This is a genomic window from Aliivibrio sp. 1S128 (assembly GCF_001691065.1).
In the GTDB taxonomy this organism is placed as follows: domain Bacteria; phylum Pseudomonadota; class Gammaproteobacteria; order Enterobacterales; family Vibrionaceae; genus Aliivibrio.
Window position 1 is genome coordinate 84,122 of sequence record NZ_MAJV01000111.1, and the last position, 21,858, is coordinate 105,979.

At 40.3% G+C, this 21,858-nt stretch carries 21 protein-coding genes; 15 read left to right on the plus strand and 6 right to left on the minus strand.

Annotation, left to right across the window (positions count from 1 at the left end):
• Positions 1-155: 155 nt before the first annotated feature.
• Positions 156-2,327 (minus strand): phosphate acetyltransferase, encoded by a 2,172-nt coding sequence (pta, locus tag A6E03_RS16035; protein WP_065591455.1) that lies wholly within the window; start codon positions 2,325-2,327, stop codon positions 156-158.
• Positions 2,328-2,423: 96 nt separating this feature from the next.
• Positions 2,424-3,620: an acetate kinase gene (locus tag A6E03_RS16040; protein ID WP_065591456.1), complete on the minus strand. Its 1,197-nt coding sequence runs from the start codon at positions 3,618-3,620 to the stop codon at positions 2,424-2,426.
• 316 nt (positions 3,621-3,936) lie between these two features.
• Here A6E03_RS16040 and yfbV point away from each other — a divergent pair, with 316 nt between their 5' ends.
• Positions 3,937-4,386 carry a terminus macrodomain insulation protein YfbV gene (gene yfbV, locus A6E03_RS16045; protein ID WP_065601252.1) on the plus strand — a complete coding sequence of 150 codons (450 nt, stop codon included), beginning with the start codon at positions 3,937-3,939 and terminating at the stop codon, positions 4,384-4,386.
• Positions 4,387-4,499: 113 nt separating this feature from the next.
• Here the strand turns inward: yfbV and argS are convergent, their stop codons facing one another.
• Positions 4,500-6,233 carry an arginine--tRNA ligase gene (gene argS, locus A6E03_RS16050; protein ID WP_065601253.1) on the minus strand — a complete coding sequence of 578 codons (1,734 nt, stop codon included), beginning with the start codon at positions 6,231-6,233 and terminating at the stop codon, positions 4,500-4,502.
• Positions 6,234-6,416: 183 nt separating this feature from the next.
• Between argS and A6E03_RS16055 the strand changes: the two genes are divergently transcribed.
• A complete protein-coding gene (locus A6E03_RS16055; protein ID WP_065601254.1) occupies positions 6,417-7,013 on the plus strand; it encodes a VOC family protein in 597 nt (198 codons plus the stop codon).
• A gap of 79 nt (positions 7,014-7,092) precedes the next feature.
• Here the strand turns inward: A6E03_RS16055 and A6E03_RS16060 are convergent, their stop codons facing one another.
• From A6E03_RS16060 to A6E03_RS16070, 3 genes are all read right to left on the minus strand, one after another.
• Positions 7,093-8,349: an NAD(P)/FAD-dependent oxidoreductase gene (locus tag A6E03_RS16060; protein WP_255310656.1), complete on the minus strand. Its 1,257-nt coding sequence runs from the start codon at positions 8,347-8,349 to the stop codon at positions 7,093-7,095.
• 9 nt (positions 8,350-8,358) lie between these two features.
• A complete protein-coding gene (locus A6E03_RS16065) occupies positions 8,359-9,426 on the minus strand; it encodes a methyltransferase (RefSeq protein WP_065601255.1) in 1,068 nt (355 codons plus the stop codon).
• A gap of 105 nt (positions 9,427-9,531) precedes the next feature.
• Positions 9,532-10,107, minus strand: coding sequence for a hypothetical protein (locus A6E03_RS16070; RefSeq protein ID WP_065601256.1), 576 nt, complete (start codon positions 10,105-10,107; stop codon positions 9,532-9,534).
• A 139-nt stretch (positions 10,108-10,246) separates the two neighbouring features.
• Between A6E03_RS16070 and A6E03_RS16075 the strand changes: the two genes are divergently transcribed.
• Genes A6E03_RS16075 through A6E03_RS16135 form a run of 13 tightly spaced genes read left to right on the plus strand, consistent with a single transcriptional unit; the run spans position 10,247 to position 21,839 of the window.
• Entirely contained in the window at positions 10,247-10,969 is a 723-nt protein-coding gene (locus tag A6E03_RS16075; RefSeq protein WP_141677292.1) for a beta-ketoacyl synthase chain length factor, read from the plus strand.
• Position 10,970: 1 nt separating this feature from the next.
• On the plus strand, positions 10,971-11,768 hold the full coding sequence (locus A6E03_RS16080; RefSeq protein WP_065601258.1) for a 1-acyl-sn-glycerol-3-phosphate acyltransferase: 798 nt from the start codon (positions 10,971-10,973) through the stop codon (positions 11,766-11,768).
• 7 nt (positions 11,769-11,775) lie between these two features.
• Positions 11,776-12,033: a phosphopantetheine-binding protein gene (locus A6E03_RS16085; RefSeq protein ID WP_065591464.1), complete on the plus strand. Its 258-nt coding sequence runs from the start codon at positions 11,776-11,778 to the stop codon at positions 12,031-12,033.
• Positions 12,034-12,044: 11 nt separating this feature from the next.
• Positions 12,045-12,296, plus strand: coding sequence for an acyl carrier protein (locus tag A6E03_RS16090; RefSeq protein ID WP_065591465.1), 252 nt, complete (start codon positions 12,045-12,047; stop codon positions 12,294-12,296).
• Positions 12,296-12,856, plus strand: a complete 561-nt coding sequence (locus A6E03_RS16095; RefSeq protein ID WP_065601259.1) for a hypothetical protein — start codon at positions 12,296-12,298, stop codon at positions 12,854-12,856. The genes A6E03_RS16090 and A6E03_RS16095 overlap by 1 nt, the downstream gene beginning before the upstream one ends.
• Positions 12,832-14,220: an AMP-binding protein gene (locus A6E03_RS16100; protein ID WP_065601260.1), complete on the plus strand. Its 1,389-nt coding sequence runs from the start codon at positions 12,832-12,834 to the stop codon at positions 14,218-14,220. The genes A6E03_RS16095 and A6E03_RS16100 overlap by 25 nt, the downstream gene beginning before the upstream one ends.
• A gap of 11 nt (positions 14,221-14,231) precedes the next feature.
• Positions 14,232-14,606 carry a 3-hydroxyacyl-ACP dehydratase gene (locus A6E03_RS16105; RefSeq protein WP_065601261.1) on the plus strand — a complete coding sequence of 125 codons (375 nt, stop codon included), beginning with the start codon at positions 14,232-14,234 and terminating at the stop codon, positions 14,604-14,606.
• Positions 14,607-14,608: 2 nt separating this feature from the next.
• Positions 14,609-16,300, plus strand: a complete 1,692-nt coding sequence (locus tag A6E03_RS16110) for a glycosyltransferase (protein ID WP_065601262.1) — start codon at positions 14,609-14,611, stop codon at positions 16,298-16,300.
• Entirely contained in the window at positions 16,290-17,825 is a 1,536-nt protein-coding gene (gene hutH, locus A6E03_RS16115) for a histidine ammonia-lyase (RefSeq protein ID WP_065601263.1), read from the plus strand. Before A6E03_RS16110 ends, hutH begins: the two co-directional genes overlap by 11 nt.
• The gene (locus A6E03_RS16120; protein WP_065601264.1) at positions 17,825-18,283 is read left to right on the plus strand and encodes a thioesterase family protein; all 459 of its coding nucleotides are present in this window, start codon (positions 17,825-17,827) and stop codon (positions 18,281-18,283) included. The genes hutH and A6E03_RS16120 overlap by 1 nt, the downstream gene beginning before the upstream one ends.
• The gene (locus tag A6E03_RS16125) at positions 18,276-18,896 is read left to right on the plus strand and encodes an outer membrane lipoprotein carrier protein LolA (protein WP_065601265.1); all 621 of its coding nucleotides are present in this window, start codon (positions 18,276-18,278) and stop codon (positions 18,894-18,896) included. The genes A6E03_RS16120 and A6E03_RS16125 overlap by 8 nt, the downstream gene beginning before the upstream one ends.
• Positions 18,880-21,231: an MMPL family transporter gene (locus tag A6E03_RS16130; protein WP_065601266.1), complete on the plus strand. Its 2,352-nt coding sequence runs from the start codon at positions 18,880-18,882 to the stop codon at positions 21,229-21,231. The genes A6E03_RS16125 and A6E03_RS16130 overlap by 17 nt, the downstream gene beginning before the upstream one ends.
• On the plus strand, positions 21,231-21,839 hold the full coding sequence (locus tag A6E03_RS16135; protein ID WP_065601267.1) for a DUF3261 domain-containing protein: 609 nt from the start codon (positions 21,231-21,233) through the stop codon (positions 21,837-21,839). Before A6E03_RS16130 ends, A6E03_RS16135 begins: the two co-directional genes overlap by 1 nt.
• The last annotated feature ends 19 nt before the right edge of the window (positions 21,840-21,858 follow it).

The window sequence follows — 21,858 nt, forward strand, 5'->3', positions numbered from 1 at the left end:
GATCCAATTGGTTCTCGTTTTTTTATGGGCGAAAGGGGGCTAGGGATGAGAATTTAGGGACTAGTCACTATCTTATAAGCACAAAAAAAGACACGCAATTTGCATCGCGTGTCTTTCTATTCTCGTTAACTAAACTCTATAACTAGAGCATTAAATTAGTTAATTACTTTTTCAGCTTTCTCTGCTTCTTCAGCTTGAGATGCTTGGATAGCCGTTAGAGCTACTGTGTAAACGATATCGTCTACTAGAGCGCCACGAGACAAGTCATTTACAGGCTTGCGCATACCTTGAAGCATTGGACCGATAGACACTAGGTCAGCAGAACGTTGAACGGCTTTGTATGTTGTGTTACCAGTGTTTAGGTCTGGGAATACAAATACAGTCGCTTTACCCGCAACAGGAGAGTTAGGTGCTTTAGAAGCAGCTACGTTTTCCATGATTGCAGCATCGTACTGAAGAGGACCATCGATCATTAGATCAGGACGTTTTGCTTGAGCAAGTTTTGTTGCTTCACGTACTTTATCAACGTCTGCGCCTTTACCAGATTCACCAGTAGAGTAAGAGATCATTGCAACGCGAGGGTCGATACCAAATGCCGCTGCAGAGTCAGCAGATTGGATAGCGATTTCAGCAAGTTGTTCAGCTGTTGGATCAGGGTTGATCGCACAGTCACCGTATACAAGAACTTGATCAGGCAGAAGCATGAAGAAGATTGAAGATACGATAGAAGCATCAGGAGCTGTTTTGATGATTTGGAATGGAGGAACAATCGTGTTTGCTGTGGTATGAACCGCACCAGAAACAAGACCATCAACTTCACCCGCTTCAAGCATCATAGTACCAAGGAATACAGAATCTTGTAGTTTCTCACGAGCCACAACTTCAGTCATGCCTTTCGCGCCACGTAGCTCAACTAAACGAGCAACGTAGTTTTCACGTACAGATTCAGAATCGATGATCTCAACGCCAGCACCAAGTTCAACACCTTGTTGCGCTGCAACACGACGGATTTCTTCAGGGTTACCAAGAAGAACACAAGTCGCGATACCACGCTCAGCACAGATAGCCGCAGCTTTAACTGTACGAGGCTCATCACCTTCAGGAAGAACGATACGTTTAGCCGCTTTACGAGCAAATTCAGTTAACTGGTAACGGAATGCTGGTGGGCTTAGACGACGGATGCCTTCAGTACCTTCAGATAAAGAATCAATCCAAGGGCCATCAATGTGGCTAGCAACGTGTTCGTTAACAAACTCAATACGCTCTTTATCATCTGCAGGAACTTCAAGGCTGAAGCTTTGTAGATTTAGAGAAGTCTGCCAAGTGTTACCTTGAGCTGTGAAGATTGGAAGACCAGCATCTAGTGCAGGCTTACAAAGTTCAGCGATTGATTGAGGGATCTCGTAACCACCAGTTAGTAAGATTGCACCGATTTCAACGCCGTTCATTGCAGCAAGACATGCAGCAACGATAACGTCAGGACGGTCAGCAGAAGTTACTAATAAAGAACCTGGTTTGAAATGCTCAATCATGTGCGGTAAAGAACGTGCACAGAAAGTGATGCTCTTAATACGACGAGTCGAGATTTCACCTTCGTTGATGATTTCAGCATTAAGGTGCTTAGCCATATCGATAGCACGCGTAGCGATTAGATCGATTTTCCAAGGCACACAACCAAGAACACGAATAGGGCTAGAGTTGAAGATTTGCATTACTTCAAGATTAGTCTTAGTCGTAGCATCTGCATCATCAAAGATTTCAGATAGGTCAGGGCGAGTACGGCCCGCTTCATCAACAGGTGCGTTTAGCTTGTTGATGATAACGCCAGCGATTTGTTTGTTCTTAGTGCCGCCGAAGTTAGAACATGCTACTTCGATACGCTCTTTAAGTTGAGAAGGATTATCTGTACCAGGAGTAGCTACAAACACAATCTCAGCGCCCAGAGTTTTTGCAATTTCACCATTTAATTGGTTAGCAAATGGGTGCTTACGAGTAGGAACAAGACCTTCGATAAGCGTCACATCAGTGTCTTCACTGATAGACTTATAACGAGCAACGATTTCTTCTAAAAGAACATCAGTTTGATCGTTACGTAGAAGTTCTTCTGCACGAGAAACTGTAGTAGGTTCTGCTGCTTTAATATCGCTACTGCTAGTCACAATTGAAGTAGTTAGATCAGGTTGATCACCACCGTGACGAGGTTGAGAGATAGGTTTGTAAAAAGAAACGCTTACGCCTTTACGTTCCATAGAACGTAAAACACCCAAACTTGCGCTAGTTAGACCAACACCAGCACTGATTGGAACAAGCATAATAGTACGAGACATGGAAGATTCCTCTACACTATTGGGGCAAGAGACTTTAAATTTTTAAAGTCACAGAAAGAAAAAAGGCTAACCTAATGGCTAGCCTCTTAGGAGATATTATAGACCAGTAAGTTTCGCTGTGTCTTCTGCGATAACTAGCTCTTCGTTAGTAGAGATAACCATTGCAGGGATGCGGCTGTTTGCTGTAGTGATAGTACCTTCACCACCGAAACGCGCTTTAAGGTTAGCTTCGCCATCAACTTCGATACCGAAGATGCCTAGACGGTTAAGAACCATTTCACGGATTGGAGCAGAGTTTTCACCGATGCCGCCAGTGAAAGTGATTGCGTCTAGACGACCTTCTAGCGTTGCTGTGTAACCTGCAACGTATTTAGCTAGACGGTGACAGAATACATCCATTGCACGAGTTGCTTCTTCTTTCTCGCCGTAGTTGTCTTCAACGAAACGACAGTCAGAAGTCACTTGAGTAAGACCTTGTAGGCCAGACTCTTTAGTTAGCATGTTGTTGATTGCTTCAACAGAGTAACCTAGTGCGTCATGTAGGTGGAAAATGATAGCAGGATCGATATCGCCACAACGTGTACCCATTACTAGGCCTTCAAGAGGAGTAAGACCCATAGAAGTATCTACAGATTGACCGTTCTTGATTGCACATACAGATGCGCCGTTACCTAGGTGACAGTTGATGATGTTAACTTCTTCAACAGGCTTGTTTAATAGACCAGCTACTTCACGAGTGATGAATAGGTGAGAAGTACCGTGCATACCGTAACGACGAATACCGTGATCTGTGTATAGGTTGTATGGTAGAGCGTATAGGTAAGACTCTTCAGGCATTGTTTGGTGGAATGCAGTATCAAACACAGCAACGTTTTTAAGTTCAGGGAAGTTGTGTTTAGCCGCTTCGATACCAGTGATGTGAGCTGGGTTATGAAGAGGTGCAAAAGTTGCAGCGTCTTGAATACCTTTAAGCACTTCGTCAGTAATAAGAGCTGATGAAGTGAATTGCTCACCACCGTGTACGATACGGTGACCGATTGCGCCTAGGTTAGCTTTAAGCTCTGGCTTAGAAGCAAGAATAGAATCAACCATAAACGATAGAGCTTCTTCGTGAGCTGCACCTTCGCCTAGTTGAGCTTCGTGCTTGCCATCAAGTTTCCACTTGATACGAGCTTCAGGAAGACCAAGACACTCAGCAAGACCAGTTAAGTGCTCTGCACCAGATTCTGCGTCGATAACCGCAAACTTAAGAGAAGAACTACCGCAGTTTAAAACTAAAACCAGCTTAGACATGTATAAATACCTATTTATTCATCAGTAATTAAAGTTATATCGTAATGACATAACATGACAAATGTAGTCGTTTAATTGATAAAAACCACATTTGTACAAAAAAATTGGCTATCCTTAGAAAGAGCATTACAGCAGTCCTTGCCGATTTATCCTTTTTTAGCTTATAGTAGAACTACAGCAAAAAATAAATCAGCACATAGGATAACGATTGTGCGCTAAGATAACAAAAATATTTTAAGATAATATTAATTCTAATCAAGTTTATTCTGTGTTTTTTTGAATATTTAAACTTTTGTTTAGAAATTAAGGGGGCAATATGAGTGAAAGCGGTTTTCTATTCCGATTTCGAGATGGCCAAGCCTACATGGACACGTGGCCAGAGCGAAAAGAGTTAGCTCCAATGTTCCCAGAGCAACGAGTGATTAAAGCCACTAAGTTTGCAGTTAAGGTTATGCCAGCCGTTGCTGTTATCAGTGTGCTGACTCAAATGGCGTTTAATAACACCGCGGGTTTACCTCAAGCGATTATCATTGCATTATTTGCGTTAAGCATGCCACTGCAGGGATTTTGGTGGTTAGGCAATCGAGCGAATACGGTATTACCACCAGCACTTGCAAACTGGTATCGAGAGCTTTATCAGAAAATTATTGAAACAGGGGCTGCATTAGAGCCAATGAAGAGTCAACCTCGCTACAAAGAGCTGGCTAACATTTTAAATAAAGCGTTTAAACAGTTGGATAAATCCGCGTTAGAACGTTGGTTTTAATAATTTGTAACACAAATTCGTCATAATAAAAAAGGAGCTAAAATTAGCTCCTTTTTTGATCTTTATTTTTCACTATACTGAATAAACAAGTATTCAGTATAGTGAAATAGGCATTACATACGCTCTAGCGTTTCAATACCTAATAAATCTAGACCTTGCTTGATTGTCTTAGCGGTTAATGCCGCTAGTTTCAAGCGGCTTTGCTTAACAGTTTCGTCTTCATTGTTAAGAATAGGGCACGCTTCGTAGAAACTAGAGAATTGTCCAGCAAGTTCAAATAGGTAAGCACACATTAAGTGAGGTTGACCTTCACTTGCTACTGCTTGAACTGCTTCTTCAAATTGCATTAACTTAGAAACAAGTGCTTTTTCTTTTTCGTCAGTGATCTTAACTTCACCAGTTAACTCATCCATAGACAAGCCAGCTTTGCTGAAGATAGAAGCAACACGAGTGTAAGCATATTGCATGTAAGGCGCTGTGTTGCCCTCAAATGCAAGCATGTTGTCCCAATCGAAGATGTAATCGGTCGTGCGGTGCTTAGAAAGATCAGAGTATTTAACCGCAGCCATTGCAACAGTTGTCGCAATCTTCGCTTTTTCTTCAGCAGATAGGTCTTTGTTTTTCTCTTCGATTAGTGCTGTTGCACGTTGCTCTGCTTCATCAAGAAGATCAGCAAGACGAACCGTACCACCTGCACGAGTTTTAAATGGACGACCATCTTTACCTAGCATCATACCAAACGCGTGGTGCTCTAAAGATACGCTTTCAGGAACATAGCCCGCTTTACGAACAATAGTCCACGCTTGCATTAGATGTTGGTGTTGACGTGAATCGATGAAGTAAAGAACACGATCAGCATTCAGTTCTTCGAAACGGTATTTAGCACAAGCGATGTCAGTAGTTGTGTAAAGGAAGCCACCATCACGTTTTTGAACGATAACGCCCATAGGCTCGCCATCTTTGTTCTTATATTCGTCAAGGTAAACCACTTGAGCACCATCACTTTCAACCGCTAGACCTTGTTTTTGAAGATCAGCAACGATTGGAGCAAGCATGCTGTTGTACATGCTTTCGCCCATTACGTTATCACGAGTCAGTGACACGTTTAGACGATCATAGTTGCGTTGGTTTTGAACCATAGTAACGTCAACAAGCTTCTTCCACATCTCTGCGCAGAACTCATCACCGCCTTGAAGTTTAACAACGTAACCACGTGCAGTTACTGCAAACTCTTCGTCTTCGTCATACAGTTTTTTAGATTCACGGTAGAAACCTTCAAGATCAGACAGTTCCATAGAAACTTCGCCTTTCTCTTTTTGGATGCGCTCAAGGTTTGCGATAAGCATACCAAATTGAGTACCCCAGTCACCGATGTGGTTAGCACGAGTCACGTTGTGACCTAAAAACTCAAGAGTACGAACAACAGCATCACCGATGATAGTTGAACGTAAGTGACCAACGTGCATCTCTTTTGCAACGTTTGGCGCAGAGTAATCGGCAACGATGTTTTGTTGTTTTTCTTTAGCAACACCTAAGCGCTCATCAGCTAATGCTGCTTCAGCTTGTTTTGCTAGAAATTCTTCAGACAAGAAAATATTGATAAAGCCAGGGCCTGCAATTTCAGTTTTGCTAGCGATGCCATCAAGATCTAAAACATCCAGTACTTTCTGAGCAAATTCTCGAGGGTTAGTACCTAGTCGCTTAGCTACGCCCATTACGCCGTTAGCTTGGTAGTCACCAAATTGAGCTTTTGCAGATTGACGAACTGCGGCAGGGCTGCCTGCTGGTGCGCCGGCTGCTTCTAAGGCTTGAGATACTTTGTCGTTAATAAGTGATTGAATATTCAAAGAGTTATCCTTCATATCGCTGTTAAACAGGAATGCTGTTGCATGGAAAGCAAAATAGTCGCTAATAATAGCAATAAAACAGGGGATATTTAATAGTTTCTGCTATTTTTTCTTAAGACGCTAAACATCAAGTAAAGAGGTTGATACAATTCGGTTTCTCTTTTTTACCGTTAGGTTGCCTTCATGTCATCGTTATTATTAAAACAACAACAATTAGAGCCCCAGCAGTTAATTAATGCGTTACCTGTGTTTATGGATAGAATTCAAAGTTTACTTGATGTGTTGGGATTAGATCTTACTGACTATCAAGCGGATCATATTGCATTACGAATTAATGATCGCGGTGTGGCTGAAGCAGCTCATCAAGCGTGGTTACAACAAGCTGAAGAATGGTCAAATAATGAGATTAATGGCCGCCCAATTATTGCTCTAGGCTTTAATCAACCTATCGAGATGAGTGGTTGGTCTATTGAATGTTTAGAGTTGCCCTATCCTGGTGAAAAAAGTTATCCGCAGCAAGGTTGGGAACATGTAGAGTGGGTCATCCCATGCGATGTTAATTCTCAAGAAGCGTTTCTGGAATATGTATTTAAAACGTTTCCAATGTTAGAAGAGAAGTGGGAGAGCTTGGCGTCTTTAGGCGTTAAAGTAAAACAGAGCTGTCCATCGGGTGATGCAGAGCGAATTGCAAATTATACCGTTGCTTTTAAATATCAAGGGGTATGTATTAAGTTGCACCCACATAGCTTAAAAGCGGTTATCGAGAGTGAGCAGGCATAAGGCTTGATATCTCAATAATATAAAAGGCACCCAATGTAGAATTTGGATGCCTTTTTTAGGTATTTATCTATATGAAGATTTACTTCGTTAACGGTTTACATAATTCAGCAACCACTTTTAAACGGCGTTCAGGCTCTGCCACAAATGGATTCTCTTCATCCCACGCATAACCGGCCAAAATAGCACAGATCATTTGTTTAATTTTAGGGTTTGAATCCTCATGGAAGATAACATCTTGAAATGTTCCTTCGTACCAGCCTTCCACATAGCAACGGAACGTATTTACGCCCTTCATTAGTTTGTCAGAGTAATCAACCTGCCAATCAACCTCTTCTTGGTTAAATTGTTTAATCAAGGCCTCAGCAACCAACTCTGCCGATTTCATCGCAATGGTTACGCCAGAAGAAAATACAGGATCAAGAAATTCACCAGCATTACCTAAAAGTGCAAAGTTACGATCAAACAGCTTGGTGACATTGGCTGAATATCCCATGATCTCACCACATGGGTTTGGGTACTCGGCATTGATAAGTAATTGCTTGAGGTTCTTATCCTCAGTTGCCAACTGCTTTAATGCTTCGAGATTATCGCTAGAGTAATCTGCAAAAAACTCAGGTTCGCCAACCACACCAAAAGAACAGGTTCCATTACTGAATGGGATTAGCCAGTACCACACTTGCGTGTTGATTGGATGGACAGAAATAAGGATTTTATCTCTGTCATAACCTTCACTAATAATATTATCATTAAGGTGAGTAAAAATGGCTTTTCGTGGTGGTAAACAAGAAGGTTCTTCTAGGTTTAACAATCTTGGTAATACACGACCGAATCCACTCGCGTCCAAGATAAAATCTGCTTCAACTTGATAAGGGTTGCCTTGAGTATCTAATACAGAAAGGAGCGCTTTAGGTTGAGAAACATCAACATCAGTAATTTCATGTTGGTAACGAATTTCTACCCCTTGCTCTTGAGCACTGTCAGCAAGTACTTTATCAAAGTTGCCACGCTGAACTTGGTAAGTTGTTCCAGCACCCTCTGAAAATTTATTCGTAAAATCAAATGAAGTAAACATACCATCAAAATGAAAAGCAGCGCCATCTTTATACTGAAAACACGCCTTTTCTACTGCCTCAAGCATTCCAGCTTTTTTAATTGATTCCATACAGGCAGGAAGCAAACTCTCACCAATTGAAAAGCGAGGAAAGGTCGATTTCTCCAAGATTATGCAATCAATATTGTGTTTTTTTAATAACGCAGCAGCAATCGAACCCGACGGACCGGCACCAATAATAGCAACCTGAGTTGATTCTACGTTGATTGATTGTTTTGATAGCACAAGTGGCTCCTATTTAGCTCTAAGCTCAAGCAGCGTATGACCTAAACCAATATTATTAGTTTGTTCAGCAACCGCAAAGCCAGCTTCTTCAATAATTTCTAAGAAATCGCTGCAACGATAGAAACGGCTGTTACCGTTAGCTAAACACGTGAAGTACAGTGATGTTGCATTTAGGCTGTATGACGCGGCATCGTATTTTTGCTCATCCCAAAATAGTTCAAGAATATAAACTTTTGCATCAGCAGACATAGCAGCGCGTACACGTTTTAAAATACTTAAAATTTCCATTGGCGAGAAGCAATCTAAAAATTGGCTCATCCACCACACATCAGCGCCTTGAGGTAAGGGCAGTGTTTTATCCAGCATGTTGGTTGGATGACCACTAATACGATCAGCAAAGCCTTGTTGCTCTGCATTTATTAGTGCCATTTCGATCTGTTGTGGCAAATCAATAATCGTGACATTCACATCTTGATCGTATTTACAGCACTGCAGCGCCCATTTACCAGTGTTACCACCAATATCAAAAAGACGCTTAGGTTTTTTGCTTAATACTTTTTCTAATAAAATAGGGAATGAACGGTCAGAATAGAAATGATCAAACTTAAACCAGCTCTCTTTTGCTTTTTCTGGCAGTCGAGATAAGCCTTCATAAATAGTCGGCCAATCACCCAGTTCTTTCAAACCCGCAGGGGTGCCTTCTTGAATTGATTCTGTTAAGTGCATCATTGCTGCATAACAAACATCAGCAGTGAAATCTAAATTCGCATTAGTCATGCCATCGTGTAATAAAAAATGCCCAAGATTAGCAAGTACGTAATTTGGCTCGTCCCATGTCACAATATGTGCGCTCAGTGCCATATCAAGAAGAACTTTAACGCCATATTCAGAAACGCCAGTCTCTTGAGATAATTGAACGGCATCTAAGCCTTGATCATTTGCTTTATCTAGCGCGGCAAGAATACCAAGATCTCTGAGAGTACGAGCGGTTTGAAAAACGATAGGGGCAAAAGAGAGTTTCTGTGCTTCTGTTTTTGCTTCTAGTGCATTAAAAGGGTCATTTTTATATTGAGTCACGAAATTAGCCATATTATAAGAAGATGAAAATGATCATATCAGCGGTTGTGAGTGAAACTTTGTTCAAAAGCAAGAAACCACTGATATTTACTAAAGATCAATAGATTAGTCTATGATATTGGAAACGGTATTATCTTTGAATTCGACTTTAAACGTATTAAATCTATTCTTCCAATATAGCCATTCACTGTTATTTAAGTCAGGTGTCTTATGCTCTGGTGGGAAGCCGATCGCATATTTTACACCTTCCTTAGTCATTCCTTTTTTCACAACACCGTCTTTAATTCCTTGCTGATCTAACGTACTGAGTGTTTTAATTTTTGAGCTATTACATTCAGTGCCAAAATAATTACTTAGATATTTTGAAAAATCAGGAGAAGACTTATGCTTCGTCAAAGTATATTGCTTATCTGTACTGCTAATTTTAAAGGTTAAATTTTTATTAGTTACATCAACAATATTAACTTGAGTACAAAGTGGGATTAAACCATCTTGTTGAAAATTAACGGAATAAAGCTTCATTCTTTTTTCATCAGGGTGGAGGTTAACCAAGGTATAAACGGGTTTATTGGTTTGAAATAAATCTTCACCTGTTACTTTGTCGGTAAGGGGAATTACACTTGCACAGCCGGATAATATAAGAACGCTAGCGGAGAGTAAAAGTGGTTTGTAAAATGACATGTTTAGTCCCTTATCATCTGTTTTTATATTTATTTACCGTATGGATTGTCGCATTTGTATTTGCGCCAAGTCACTGAATTCATATATCCTATACGAGTAGGGTAACAAATTGTAATGTTTTTACTACTAGATGGATATCATGGCATACGCAAATTTTAATATTATCGATTGGCACGCAATTTCTGCTGGAATAGCTACCAAAGCGGCTTGGCTACAGTGGCAAGAAACTAATTTCACTTGGCCTGAGGGAGAAAAAGCCCCTGTCGATAAAATTCCAGCGATGGCTCGCAGAAGAATGAGCTCATTAAGTAAATTAGCAGTGCAAACAGCCTTAATGTTAATTGAAGAGCAAGAGGTTAATTATCTTGTATTTGCAAGCCGTCATGGTGAATTAACAAGAACCAGTGCCTTATTAGAAGATGTATTAACAGGGAATGATGCTTCCCCAATGGCATTTTCACAGTCAGTGCATAATACCGCCGCAGGGCTATTTACCATTACAGCCAAACAAGCCCTTCCTGTGACCTCAATTGCGGCAGGCGAGAATACATTTCACTCTGCATTAATAGAAGCCTCTGTTTATTTAAATGAAAATCCGACCCATAACGTATTAGTGATTGATTTTGATGAACCACTCTCCTCACATTATGAACAATTTGAAACTGAGACATATCAAGGTTATGCGTTAGGTGTAATATTAAGCGCAGGCGAAGAAATTCGGCTTGAGTGGAACAATAAACCATCAATCAGTTCTGAAGTTTTACCTCATGGGTTGCAATGTATTGCTAACTTAGTAGGATCACAATCTCACTGGAAAGTAGATAGCAAATCAACGCAATGGACATGGACTTATAATAAATAGAATGACGGTATTTTCACGGATAGATAAATATTGGCGAATAGTAGCAACAGGGCTTTGCTTCTCTCTTTTTGGCATTGGCGCGCTGTGTTTAACGTTTATTATTTTTCCTACGCTTACGTTTACCGCAAAAAATGCGCAACAACGAGAAATGCGTGTGCAATTAATTATTCAACGTAGCTTTTTATTGTTTTGTAAAACGATGCATTACAGCCGAGCTATTCGTTATCAATTTGATGGTGCTGAGCTATTAAAAGAGGATAAAAGTTGCTTAATTATCGCGAACCATCCTAGCTTGATTGATTATGTTTTAATTGCTTCACAATTACCGCAATGTGACTGCATTGTAAAAGCGGCCTTATGGCATAATCCGTTTATTCGCGGAATAGTGAGGGCTGCGGGTTATATTCCGAACCGTGAACCAGAAGCATTTCTAGAAGAGTGTTCAGATAAGTTAAATTCAGGAAATGTATTATTAGTTTTCCCTGAAGGAACACGGACAACACCTGGTATTAAATCTAAACTCCAGCGTGGCGCGGCACAAATAGCCGTTCGTAGTGAAAGTGATTTACGCATTATTCATGTCACGGTAACGCCAAGCTTCTTAACTAAAGAAGCCAAATGGTATCAAGTTCCAGATGTTAGACCGTTCTTTCATATACAAGTGAAAGATAAGGTAGCGATAACGCCATACATTGAAGACGCTGATTCGTCATCATCGGCGGCTCGAAACGTAAATCGATTTTTAGATACAGCTTTGTATCCGCAAAATGAATTTAAATCATCAAAAGAAAATAAGTAGGTTATTGATGGAAGTATTACACAACGAAATTAAGCAATTAATTATTGAAGCGCTTAACCTAGAAGATATCTCAGTTGATGATATTGAAACGGATGCACCATTGTTTGGTGATGGATTAGGTTTAGATTCTATTGATGCTTTAGAATTAGGTTTGGCAATTAAGAAAAAGTACAACCTTGTATTGGATGCTGACGATACGCAAACTCGTGAACATTTTGCGTCAGTGGCAAACTTGGCTACTTATATTACTGAAAATAAAGCGTAAGAGAGTAAGTCATGACAGATGTAAATAGAGAACAAGTATTAGAGCAAGTAACGGCAGCATTGGTTGAGTTATTTGAGATTGATGAAGCTGATATTACCCTTGATGCTAAATTGTATACCGATCTTGATTTAGACAGTATTGATGCCGTTGATTTAGTTGTTCACTTACAAAAAGTAACAGGTAAAAAAATCAAACCAGAAGAATTTAAAGAAGTTCGCACTGTTGAAGACGTTGTTAACTCTGTCGCTGCCCTTCTAAAATAATGCGTTGGCTGACGGTATTGTCAGCCATTGCACTGCTTACTTATCCGCTGGCGGTTTACTACGGTCTCCATTTTGGTGGGGTTACGACAGTAGCAGGCGTGCTAGCGGTGTTGTTTGTAGTGCGAATGGTCGGAGGCAAACAGGTTCCAATTCAAGAACTTAAATACATTGCAGTGATCAGTGGAGCAGCAGGGCTCATTCTTGCAGGCTTAGGCTGGTTATTTCGATCAGAAGGGTGGTTTACGTTTTACCCTGTGATCGTTAACGTAGTGATGTTTACTGTCTTTTTTTGGACGCTATCTCAACCTCAAAGTATGATTGAACGCTTTGCTCGCCTTCAAGAACCAGATCTTCCGCCGAGTGGCGTTGCCTACACGAGAACCGTAACCAAAGTGTGGTGTGTTTTTTTTGTCATAAACGGTTCGGTTTCACTCTCTACTTGTTTTTTAGAGATGAAAGTATGGATGTTGTATAACGGTTTTATTAGCTATTTATTGATAGGGACTTTATTTGTCACTGAATGGCTAGTGCGTCAATGGATAAAGAGAAAAGAAGCATGAGCTACACAGCACTTTCCCATCTTATCAATCAAAAAGACCTAACTCATAATGTGTGTTTTGATGAGCAGCACACTTACGTGAGTTATGAGCAGTTTCAGCATGACGTGCAACGAGTGTGTGGTTATTTATCTCATCAACCAGAAAAAAAATGGGCGTTATGTTTTGACGACAGCTATCAGTTTTCCGTCTCTTTTCTTGCTTTAGCTCATGCTGGTAAGCACATTATTTTACCCGGTAATCATCAACCTGCGGCACTAACTGAATTATCTGAACATTTTGATGCCTTGTTGCATGATGACATAATACAAGTCATGCCTTGTGAACATCATTGCCATTATCAAACCATTACCGATAATGTCATAAGCGTATTATCCCCGTTAGTGTTAGGTAACATCCGCCTTACTTTATTCACCTCTGGTTCTACTGATACTCCAAAACCAATCGAAAAAACATTGCAGTTACTGAGTAACGAAATCCAGCAATTGGAGCAGTTATGGGGTGACAAGCTAGACGCGACTGAAATTTACAGTACCGTTTCTCATCAACATATTTATGGGTTGTTATTTCGAGTGCTGTGGCCATTGTGTACTGGTCGTGCGTTTAGTCGAACAAATTTTATTTACCCTGAGCAAATTTTATCTCATCAACCTGAGCATAAAAAAACACTCATTTGTAGTCCTGCATTATTAAAGCGCCTTGCTGATCATGAAGGCTACAATCGCTACCAAATGGTTTTTTCTTCAGGTGGTCCTCTCGCTATTGAAGGGGCAGAACAGAGTGAAATCAAACTCTCTTTACGTCCATTTGAAGTCTATGGAAGCACCGAAACCGGTGGGGTAGGTTATCGCCAGCAAATGGAGCCCACGTCGCTTTGGACATTCTTCCCATCTCACCAAGCTCGCTTAAATATTGAGCATTGCCTAGAGTTGTTGTCTCCTTTTATTGATGAATCATTATGGTATCCGACCAGTGATTACTGTGATTTGTTGGATAATGGACAATTCATGCTAAAAGGGCGAGTCGATAGAGTCATTAAAATTGAAGAAAAACGCCTTTCACTCACTGAAGTTGAAAAGCGTTTGATGCAGCTAGAGTGGATTGATGAAGCAGCCGTGATCCCAATGGAAGAAGTTAAACGAACCGTGTTGGGTGCGGTTATTGTTCTTTCTGATGCAGGGAACAAATCAATACAACAAGGCTCTAAAGGTAAGTTTTGGTTAAAGTTACGCTCTGAATTAAGAGAGTGGTTAGAACCTGTCGGTATTCCTCGACGCTTTAGAACGGTTAAAGAAATTCCATTGAATAGCCAAGGTAAGCGTCAAATGCACGACTTACAGCAGCTATTTAATGATGTTAATGATTAAAAGAAGTACTCATGACAAAACGTAAACCGACAATTATTTCCACTGAAATCTCGACTCTAGATGATAATCAATCTAGTGTGATTATCACTATGCACGTGGATGACGATATTCTTGATTTTTCTGGCCATTTCTTTGATCATCCACTGTTACCAGGGGTAACACAAGTTGATTGGGCTATTTATTACGGTCAACAATACTTGCAAGCACAATCGAACTTTAAAGGAATGGAAGTGCTTAAATTTCAAGAGCCAATCCTACCAAATACTCAAGTTGAACTAGAACTAAAGTGGGTTAAAGATAAAGAAAAACTCTATTTTTCGTTTAGTTCAATACATGGAGGCGGTGTAAGTAAGCACTCTTCTGGCCGTATATTATTAGGGCAATAATTATGACTACCTTCCGTCCTTGTTTTCTTATTCCTTGTTATAACCATGGAAAAACTGTCCCCGCGGTTGTTGAATCGTTATTAGCTTTTGGTTACCCAATGCTAATAGTAGACGACGGTAGCGAAATGGAAACGCAACAAATACTCATTGATATTGCAGCGAATAATAGCGATATAACGTTAATTACATTGGCTCAAAACCAAGGTAAAGGCGGGGCGGTTATCGCTGGTATTGAAGCGGCCTATCAACAAAGTTTTAGTCATGCAATTCAAATTGATGCCGATGGCCAGCATGATCTCAATGCGCTACCTAAGTTAATTAAAGAATCACAAATCCACCCTGCGGCCTTAATTTCAGGCCAACCTGTTTATGATGAAAGTGTGCCTAAATCACGCCTATATGGCCGATATGTGACTCATGTTTGGGTATGGATAGAGACGCTTTCTTTTGCGATTAAAGACAGTATGTGTGGTTTTCGTTCTTATCCAATAGGTCCAACTATTAGCGTTCTGGAACGTGCGGTCTTAGGACGTAGAATGGATTTTGATACCGAAATCATGGTTCGTATGTACTGGAATGACACGGATATCCGATTTATCAATACTCGCGTTATTTACCCAGAAGATGGCATTTCTCATTTTGATGCTTTATGGGATAACGTCAAAATTAGTTGGATGCACACGAAGCTATTTTTTGGCATGTTGCTACGGATCCGACCATTATTAAAACGAAAACCAATGCAAGATGATCATTGGTCGTCTCATGCAGAGCGTGGCACGATTTTAGGTATTCAATTCCTGCTTTGGATCTATTCAACATTTGGGCGTGGTGTTTTCTCATTATTATTAAAGCCAGTTATGGCGTATTACTACTTACGTGGTGGTCCGGTAAAACAAGCGTCTGATGATTTTATTCAACAAGTAAATGCCTATGCTAGAGTAAAAAACATTACGTTGCCTGAGAAACTATCGTCATACCGTCACTTAGTTTCATTTGGTGAAACCATGTTAGATAAATTAGCAGCATGGCGTGGTGATTTTTCTGAGAAAAACTTAATAGTGCATGGTACTGAGCATTATGAAGCGTTATCCAAACGAGAAAAAGGCATCGTAATGCTAGGTTCTCATTTGGGTAATTTAGAGTTATGTCGTGCTTTAAGTCGACGACATAAGGACCTTAAAATAAATGCACTGGTATTTACTGAGCACGCAGAGCGTTTTAATGCAGTAATGAAAACGGTTAACCCTCAATCTGATGTTAATGTGATTCAAGTCAGTAAAATGGGGCCAGATACCGCTATTTTATTACAACAAAAGATAGATGCGGGAGAGTGGATTGTCATCGTAGGAGACCGTACCTCGGTAACCAAAGAAGATCGTGTTATTTGGGCTGATTTCTTAGGAAAACCAGCGCCATTCCCACAAGGGCCATTTATGTTGGCTTCTATTTTAAAGCAGCCTGTTTATTTAATGTTTGGTCTGCGTGACGATACACAAAAAGAGTCACGTTTTGATGTGTATTTTGAACCGTTTTCAGAACAAATTATATTACCTCGTGGACAACGAGAAGAGGCTTTACAGGAAGTCGTGCAAAACTATGCTCGACGTTTAGAGCATTTTACACTGAAAGCACCATCGCAATGGTATAACTTTTTTAATTTTTGGCAGCTAACTGGAAAGAAAGATGACAACTAATTCAATTATATTTGGCAAGGGACGTCTGACGATTGAAGACGTTGTTGAAATTGCAAACGGTGCAGACGCACAACTTAATAATGCTGATGAATTCATTGCAAAAATTGACCGTGGTGTTGAATTCCTAGAACGTCTTTTAAAAGAAGAAGGCGTGATCTATGGAGTAACAACAGGGTACGGTGATTCTTGTACTGTCGCTATTCCAATGGATTTAGTGGATGAACTGCCATTACATTTAACTCGTTTTCATGGCTGTGGTTTAGGTGAAAACTTAGATGAACAACAATCTCGTGCGGTATTAGCCACTCGTTTGTGTTCTTTATCTCAAGGGGTTTCTGGCGTTACTCACGATTTGTTAAATCAAATTGTTACCCTAATTAATCACGGAATTTCACCGCGTATTCCTCAAGAAGGTTCAGTGGGCGCAAGTGGTGACTTAACACCGCTTTCTTACCTTGCAGCCACTCTTATTGGTGAGCGTGAAGTGATCTATAAAGGTGAAGTCCGCGCAACCGCTGATGTGTTTAAAGAGCTAAACATCACACCGATTAAGCTAAAACCAAAAGAAGGTTTAGCGTTAATGAATGGTACATCAGTAATGACGGCATTGGCGTGTTTAGCGTATAAACGTGCAGAATACTTAGCACAAATGGCAACGAAGATCACCGCAATGGTATCTGTTGGCATGCAAGGCAATGACTTCCATTTTGATGAAGCATTATTTGCGGTAAAACCGCACCCAGGCCAGCAACAAATTGCGTCATGGTTGCGTTCTGATTTACACAATGAAACGCCACCAAGAAACAGTGATCGTCTGCAAGACCGATACTCTTTACGTTGTGCTCCTCACGTCATTGGTGTTCTTCAAGATAGCCTACCGTTCTTACGTCAAATGATTGAGAACGAACTGAACAGCGCTAACGATAATCCAATTATTGATGGTGATAATGAGCGTGTTCTTCATGGCGGTCATTTCTATGGTGGCCATATTGCGATGGCGATGGACATGCTAAAAACGGCTGTGGCAAACATTGCGGATTTATTGGATCGTCAAATGGCACAGTTAATGGATTATAAGTTCAATAACGGCCTACCATTTAACCTAACTGGGGCAACAGGCGCACGTAAACCAATTAACCATGGCTTTAAAGCGGTTCAAATTGGTATTTCAGCGTGGACAGCAGAAGCACTCAAAGGCACGATGCCAGCAAGCGTATTCTCTCGTTCAACAGAGTGTCATAACCAAGATAAAGTGAGCATGGGAACTATAGCTTCACGTGATTGTTTGCGTGTTCTTCAGTTAACCGAACAAGTCACTTCAGCGTCTCTATTAGCAGCAACTCAAGCGTTAGTATTGCGTGAAAGACAAGGTGAACTAAGTGATAACGAACTGAGCGTTGAGTTAAAAACCATGCGTGATGCGGTATTGTCTGAGTTTGAATTTGTGAACGAAGATCGCCCACTAGAGCAAGACCTACGTAATTTTATTAATAAAATTCAACAACAACATTGGACGCTATATTAATGTCAAACACTGTGATTAATGCTGATGGATCATCTAAATTGAACGTTCTGAGTTCAGACGTGTTGATCACAACTGCTTTTCAAGATGCGGATCCAATGGGCATCATTTACCACGGAAACTATTTCCGATTTTTCGAAACCGCTCGCCACGAGATGCTAAAAAAAATCGGATATAGTTATAATGATATGGTTGACTCTGGTTATCTCTGGCCAATCATTGATGTTGGCGTGCGATACACTAAATCTATACGTTATGACCATACCATTCGAGTAGTGGCAACACTGACCGAGTGGGAAAATCGTATGCGTGTAGATTATGTTATTTATGATGCTGAATCTGGTGCCAGAATGACAAGAGGGCATACGATGCAGGTTGCTGTTGAAATGGAAAACGACGAAATGTGCTTTGTATCACCTAAAGCATTTACCGATAAAGTAGAGGCTTACCTGAATGCATAGTATCAAACGATATATCTCAACCTTGTTATTGTCATTAAGCGTCTTATTCAGTGCGAATAGTTTTGCTTTTGGTGTAAATGACTTACAGCAACAACTCGCTCAGTCAACGTTAGTGCGAGGAGACTTTCAGCAAGTTAGAACCATGCAAATGTTTAGCCAACCGCTATTAACATCAGGGTCTTTTCTGTTGGATCATGAACAAGGGTTGTTATGGCAACAAACTAAGCCATTTCCAATTACGCTGACGCTAACGCAAAATAAACTTCGTCAGTTAATAAATGGTGAAGCCCAAGTGATGAATGATACTCAAAATCCAATGGCATTCTACTTTACGCGATTATTCCTTTCGTTATTTAAGGGCGATACTGATGCGATTAAGGAAAACTTTATCTTAACGTTATCGGGTGAGAAAGAAGCATGGACGTTGTTATTAACACCAACCACATCACCGATTGATAGCGTGTTTAAATCGATCAAGATCGAAGGTGGCACTTACTTAAATCGCGTAGTGTTAAGTGAAGTTCGTGGTGACGTAACCGAAATGCTGTTTACTAAGCAGTCAACCAAACCAATTACATTAACAAAAGAAGAGTTACGTGCATTTACCTTCTAACTGGTTCAAGCTTCGACAGTTTGCTTTAAGTTGGTTATTGATAATCATAGGGTTAATCGGTCTTTTTGCTTATCAAGCTAATACAAAGGGCGTTCTCCCTGTAGAAACCAACATATTAGCGCTACTGCCTGATAATCAACAAGATAAGGTTGCCCAGCAAGCCTTTGATACCATAGCAAATACCATGAGTGATAAAGTGGTGTTCGTTGTTCGCCAAACGGAGAATGACAATAAAAAGCTTATCAATGCCGTTGATCAATTTAGTATTGCCTTAAAAGAACTGCCTTTGTTTGATTCAGTTACAGCAACAGTGAGCAAAGACCAACAGCAAGCGTGGGGACAATATTACTTTCCAGCTCGTGCTCAGCTATTAACGAAAAGACAACAGCAGCAATTAATCTCAGCACCAGAGCAACAAGTACAACAAGTATTGCAGGCACTGTATAACCCTTTCTCTGGTGTAACAGGGGTTGAATTAGAAAATGATCCATTCCTATTATTTAGGGACTACTTGTCAGGTTTAACAAAAAGCTCCGGCAATATTAAAATAGAAAATGGTTACCTCACCGCAACGGTTGATGATCATAAATACATCGTGATTACCGCCGATCTTTCAGGATCATCTTACCAACTTTCTTTACAGCAGCAATTGCCTGATTTAATAGCATTAGAGCAAAGCATACAGAAGCAATTCTCTGTTGATGTTCAGCACACTGGCGTAATTTTCTATGCTGCTCATGGCACAGAAAGTGCGAAAGGAGAGATAAGTACGATTGGACTTGGTTCTCTGATCGGTATTCTTGTTTTAGTGCTTGTTGTGTATCGAAGTGCCATGCCATTAGCGCTGGCCTTATTGTCTATAACGACAGGCTTATTCTGCGCTTATGTGTTAACTATTGCCTTGTTTGGATCGATTCATCTATTCAGTTTGGTATTTGGTGCCAGCTTGATAGGCGTCTCTATTGATTATGCTTTTCATTTCTTAACTGATCGTCTAAATGCCGGCACAAAATGGAATTCAGTTGAGGGTATAAAACAACTTTTTCCAGCAATTACTCTAGGGCTAATCACAAGCTTAATTGGTTATTTAGGTATGTTGATAGCGCCATTTCCAGGTTTACAACAATTATCGTTATTCTCAGCCATTGGATTAACTGCCGCCTACTTTACGGTCGTGTGCTGGTATCCGTTACTTGCAAGCAAACCAAGTAAATATCATGTTATTCCTGCTCAACGAGCATTAAGTCAATGGTTACTTGTATGGCAACAACCGTTGATCCGGTTGGTGGTGCCGTTAAGCTTATTAGTTGCCGCTGTATTTGGGGTAACACAAGCTAAGTACGATGATGACATTCGTCAGCTTCAAGCCTTACCACAAGCGCTTCAGCAACAAGAAAGAGAGATAAAAAGCATTACAGGCGCTGGCGGCTCTCAACAATTATTGCTAGTACGAGATAGCTCTGAAGAGGGGTTATTACAGAAATTAGAGTCAATCTCAAATGAATTAGAGCAAGGTAAGGGGTTTGGTGGTTTTCAATCCATTACCCGCTACGTGCCTTCGCAAAAAACACAGCAAGAAAATTACCAATTGGTTGATAAGTTATATAGAGATCAAGCGAGTACTTATCAAAAAGTAATACAACAAAAGCACGCTTTGTCTCAATTGCAGCCATACCATCCGCTGACCGTTGATGGTTTTTTAGCATCCCCAATCTCAGAGACAGTAGGTTTCTTGTGGCTTGGGAAAATTGATAACGTATTCGCATCGGTTATTACGTTTAATCAAGAAGTTGATAGCGCCGAGTTAAGTGAGTTTGCTCAAGATAATGGAGCCACTTATCTCAATAAAGCAGAAGAGATTTCGACCCTGTTTGCTCAATACCGCCAACGAATCACTGATCTGTTATTGATGGCTTATGCTGCGATATTTTTGCTGCTTCTGCCTCGTTATAAGCTGAAACAAGCGTTCTTAATTGTATTGCCTCCATTTATAGCGGGTTGTGCGGGGCTTTCGGTTACGGTATTAACAGGCGTACCATTAAATCTGTTCAACTTATTGGCCTTGATGTTGATACTAGGAATAGGGATTGATTACACCCTTTTCTTTGCAGAGCAGAATAAACAAAGTGACCATTCACATAAAGAGAGCACGTTACTCGCGATTTCATTATCTGCTTTAACCACGATACTTTCCTTTGGGTTATTAGCCCTAAGCGAAACTCAGGCTATTCACAGTTTTGGTATTACAGTGTTAACAGGTATTATTGTGGCTTGGTTATTAGCCCCATTAAGTCAACTACCTAAGTATAATTCACATCATAAAGGAGACAAATAATGAAGAGTCAGCCATTAACATTACGTTATTTTTGCATCTTTATTTTGTCGTTTATCGTCATGGGATGTACATCAAAACCGATTAAGCTAGCCAATCAAGTTGAGGTTGCTCAGGGTAAATTTATTACGCTTCCTCAACCGGCACAATATGGCAGTGATTTATCATTGAGCCAATTAATTTCGGTAGAGTTTCAAGGGAATAAACAGCAGTTACCAGTTCAATTGCAACTAACGGGTAATGATCTTGTTCTCGCAGGATTTGCCTCATGGGGTTCTCGATTACTGAGTTTAGATTACGATGGTTTAACACTAGATACGTATGTTATGGCAGGGCTTTCCGATACATTACCTCCACCAGAGCAAGTATTATTTAATGTCATGATCACCCTATGGCCGATGGAAGCTTGGCAGGCATCATTAGATAATATTGGTTGGACGTTGAGTGAGAGCGATAATCATAGGGTGTTGGTTGATGAATCAGGTAAAACAGTATTAGATATTCGTTATGATTCAATCACCAATAAATTTGATGGTGATATTCTCTTAACCAGCCCTCATTTAGGTTATGTCATTACAATTAAAACGTTTTCACATTCATCAGAAGCGTAAACTCAACGAATAATGGATA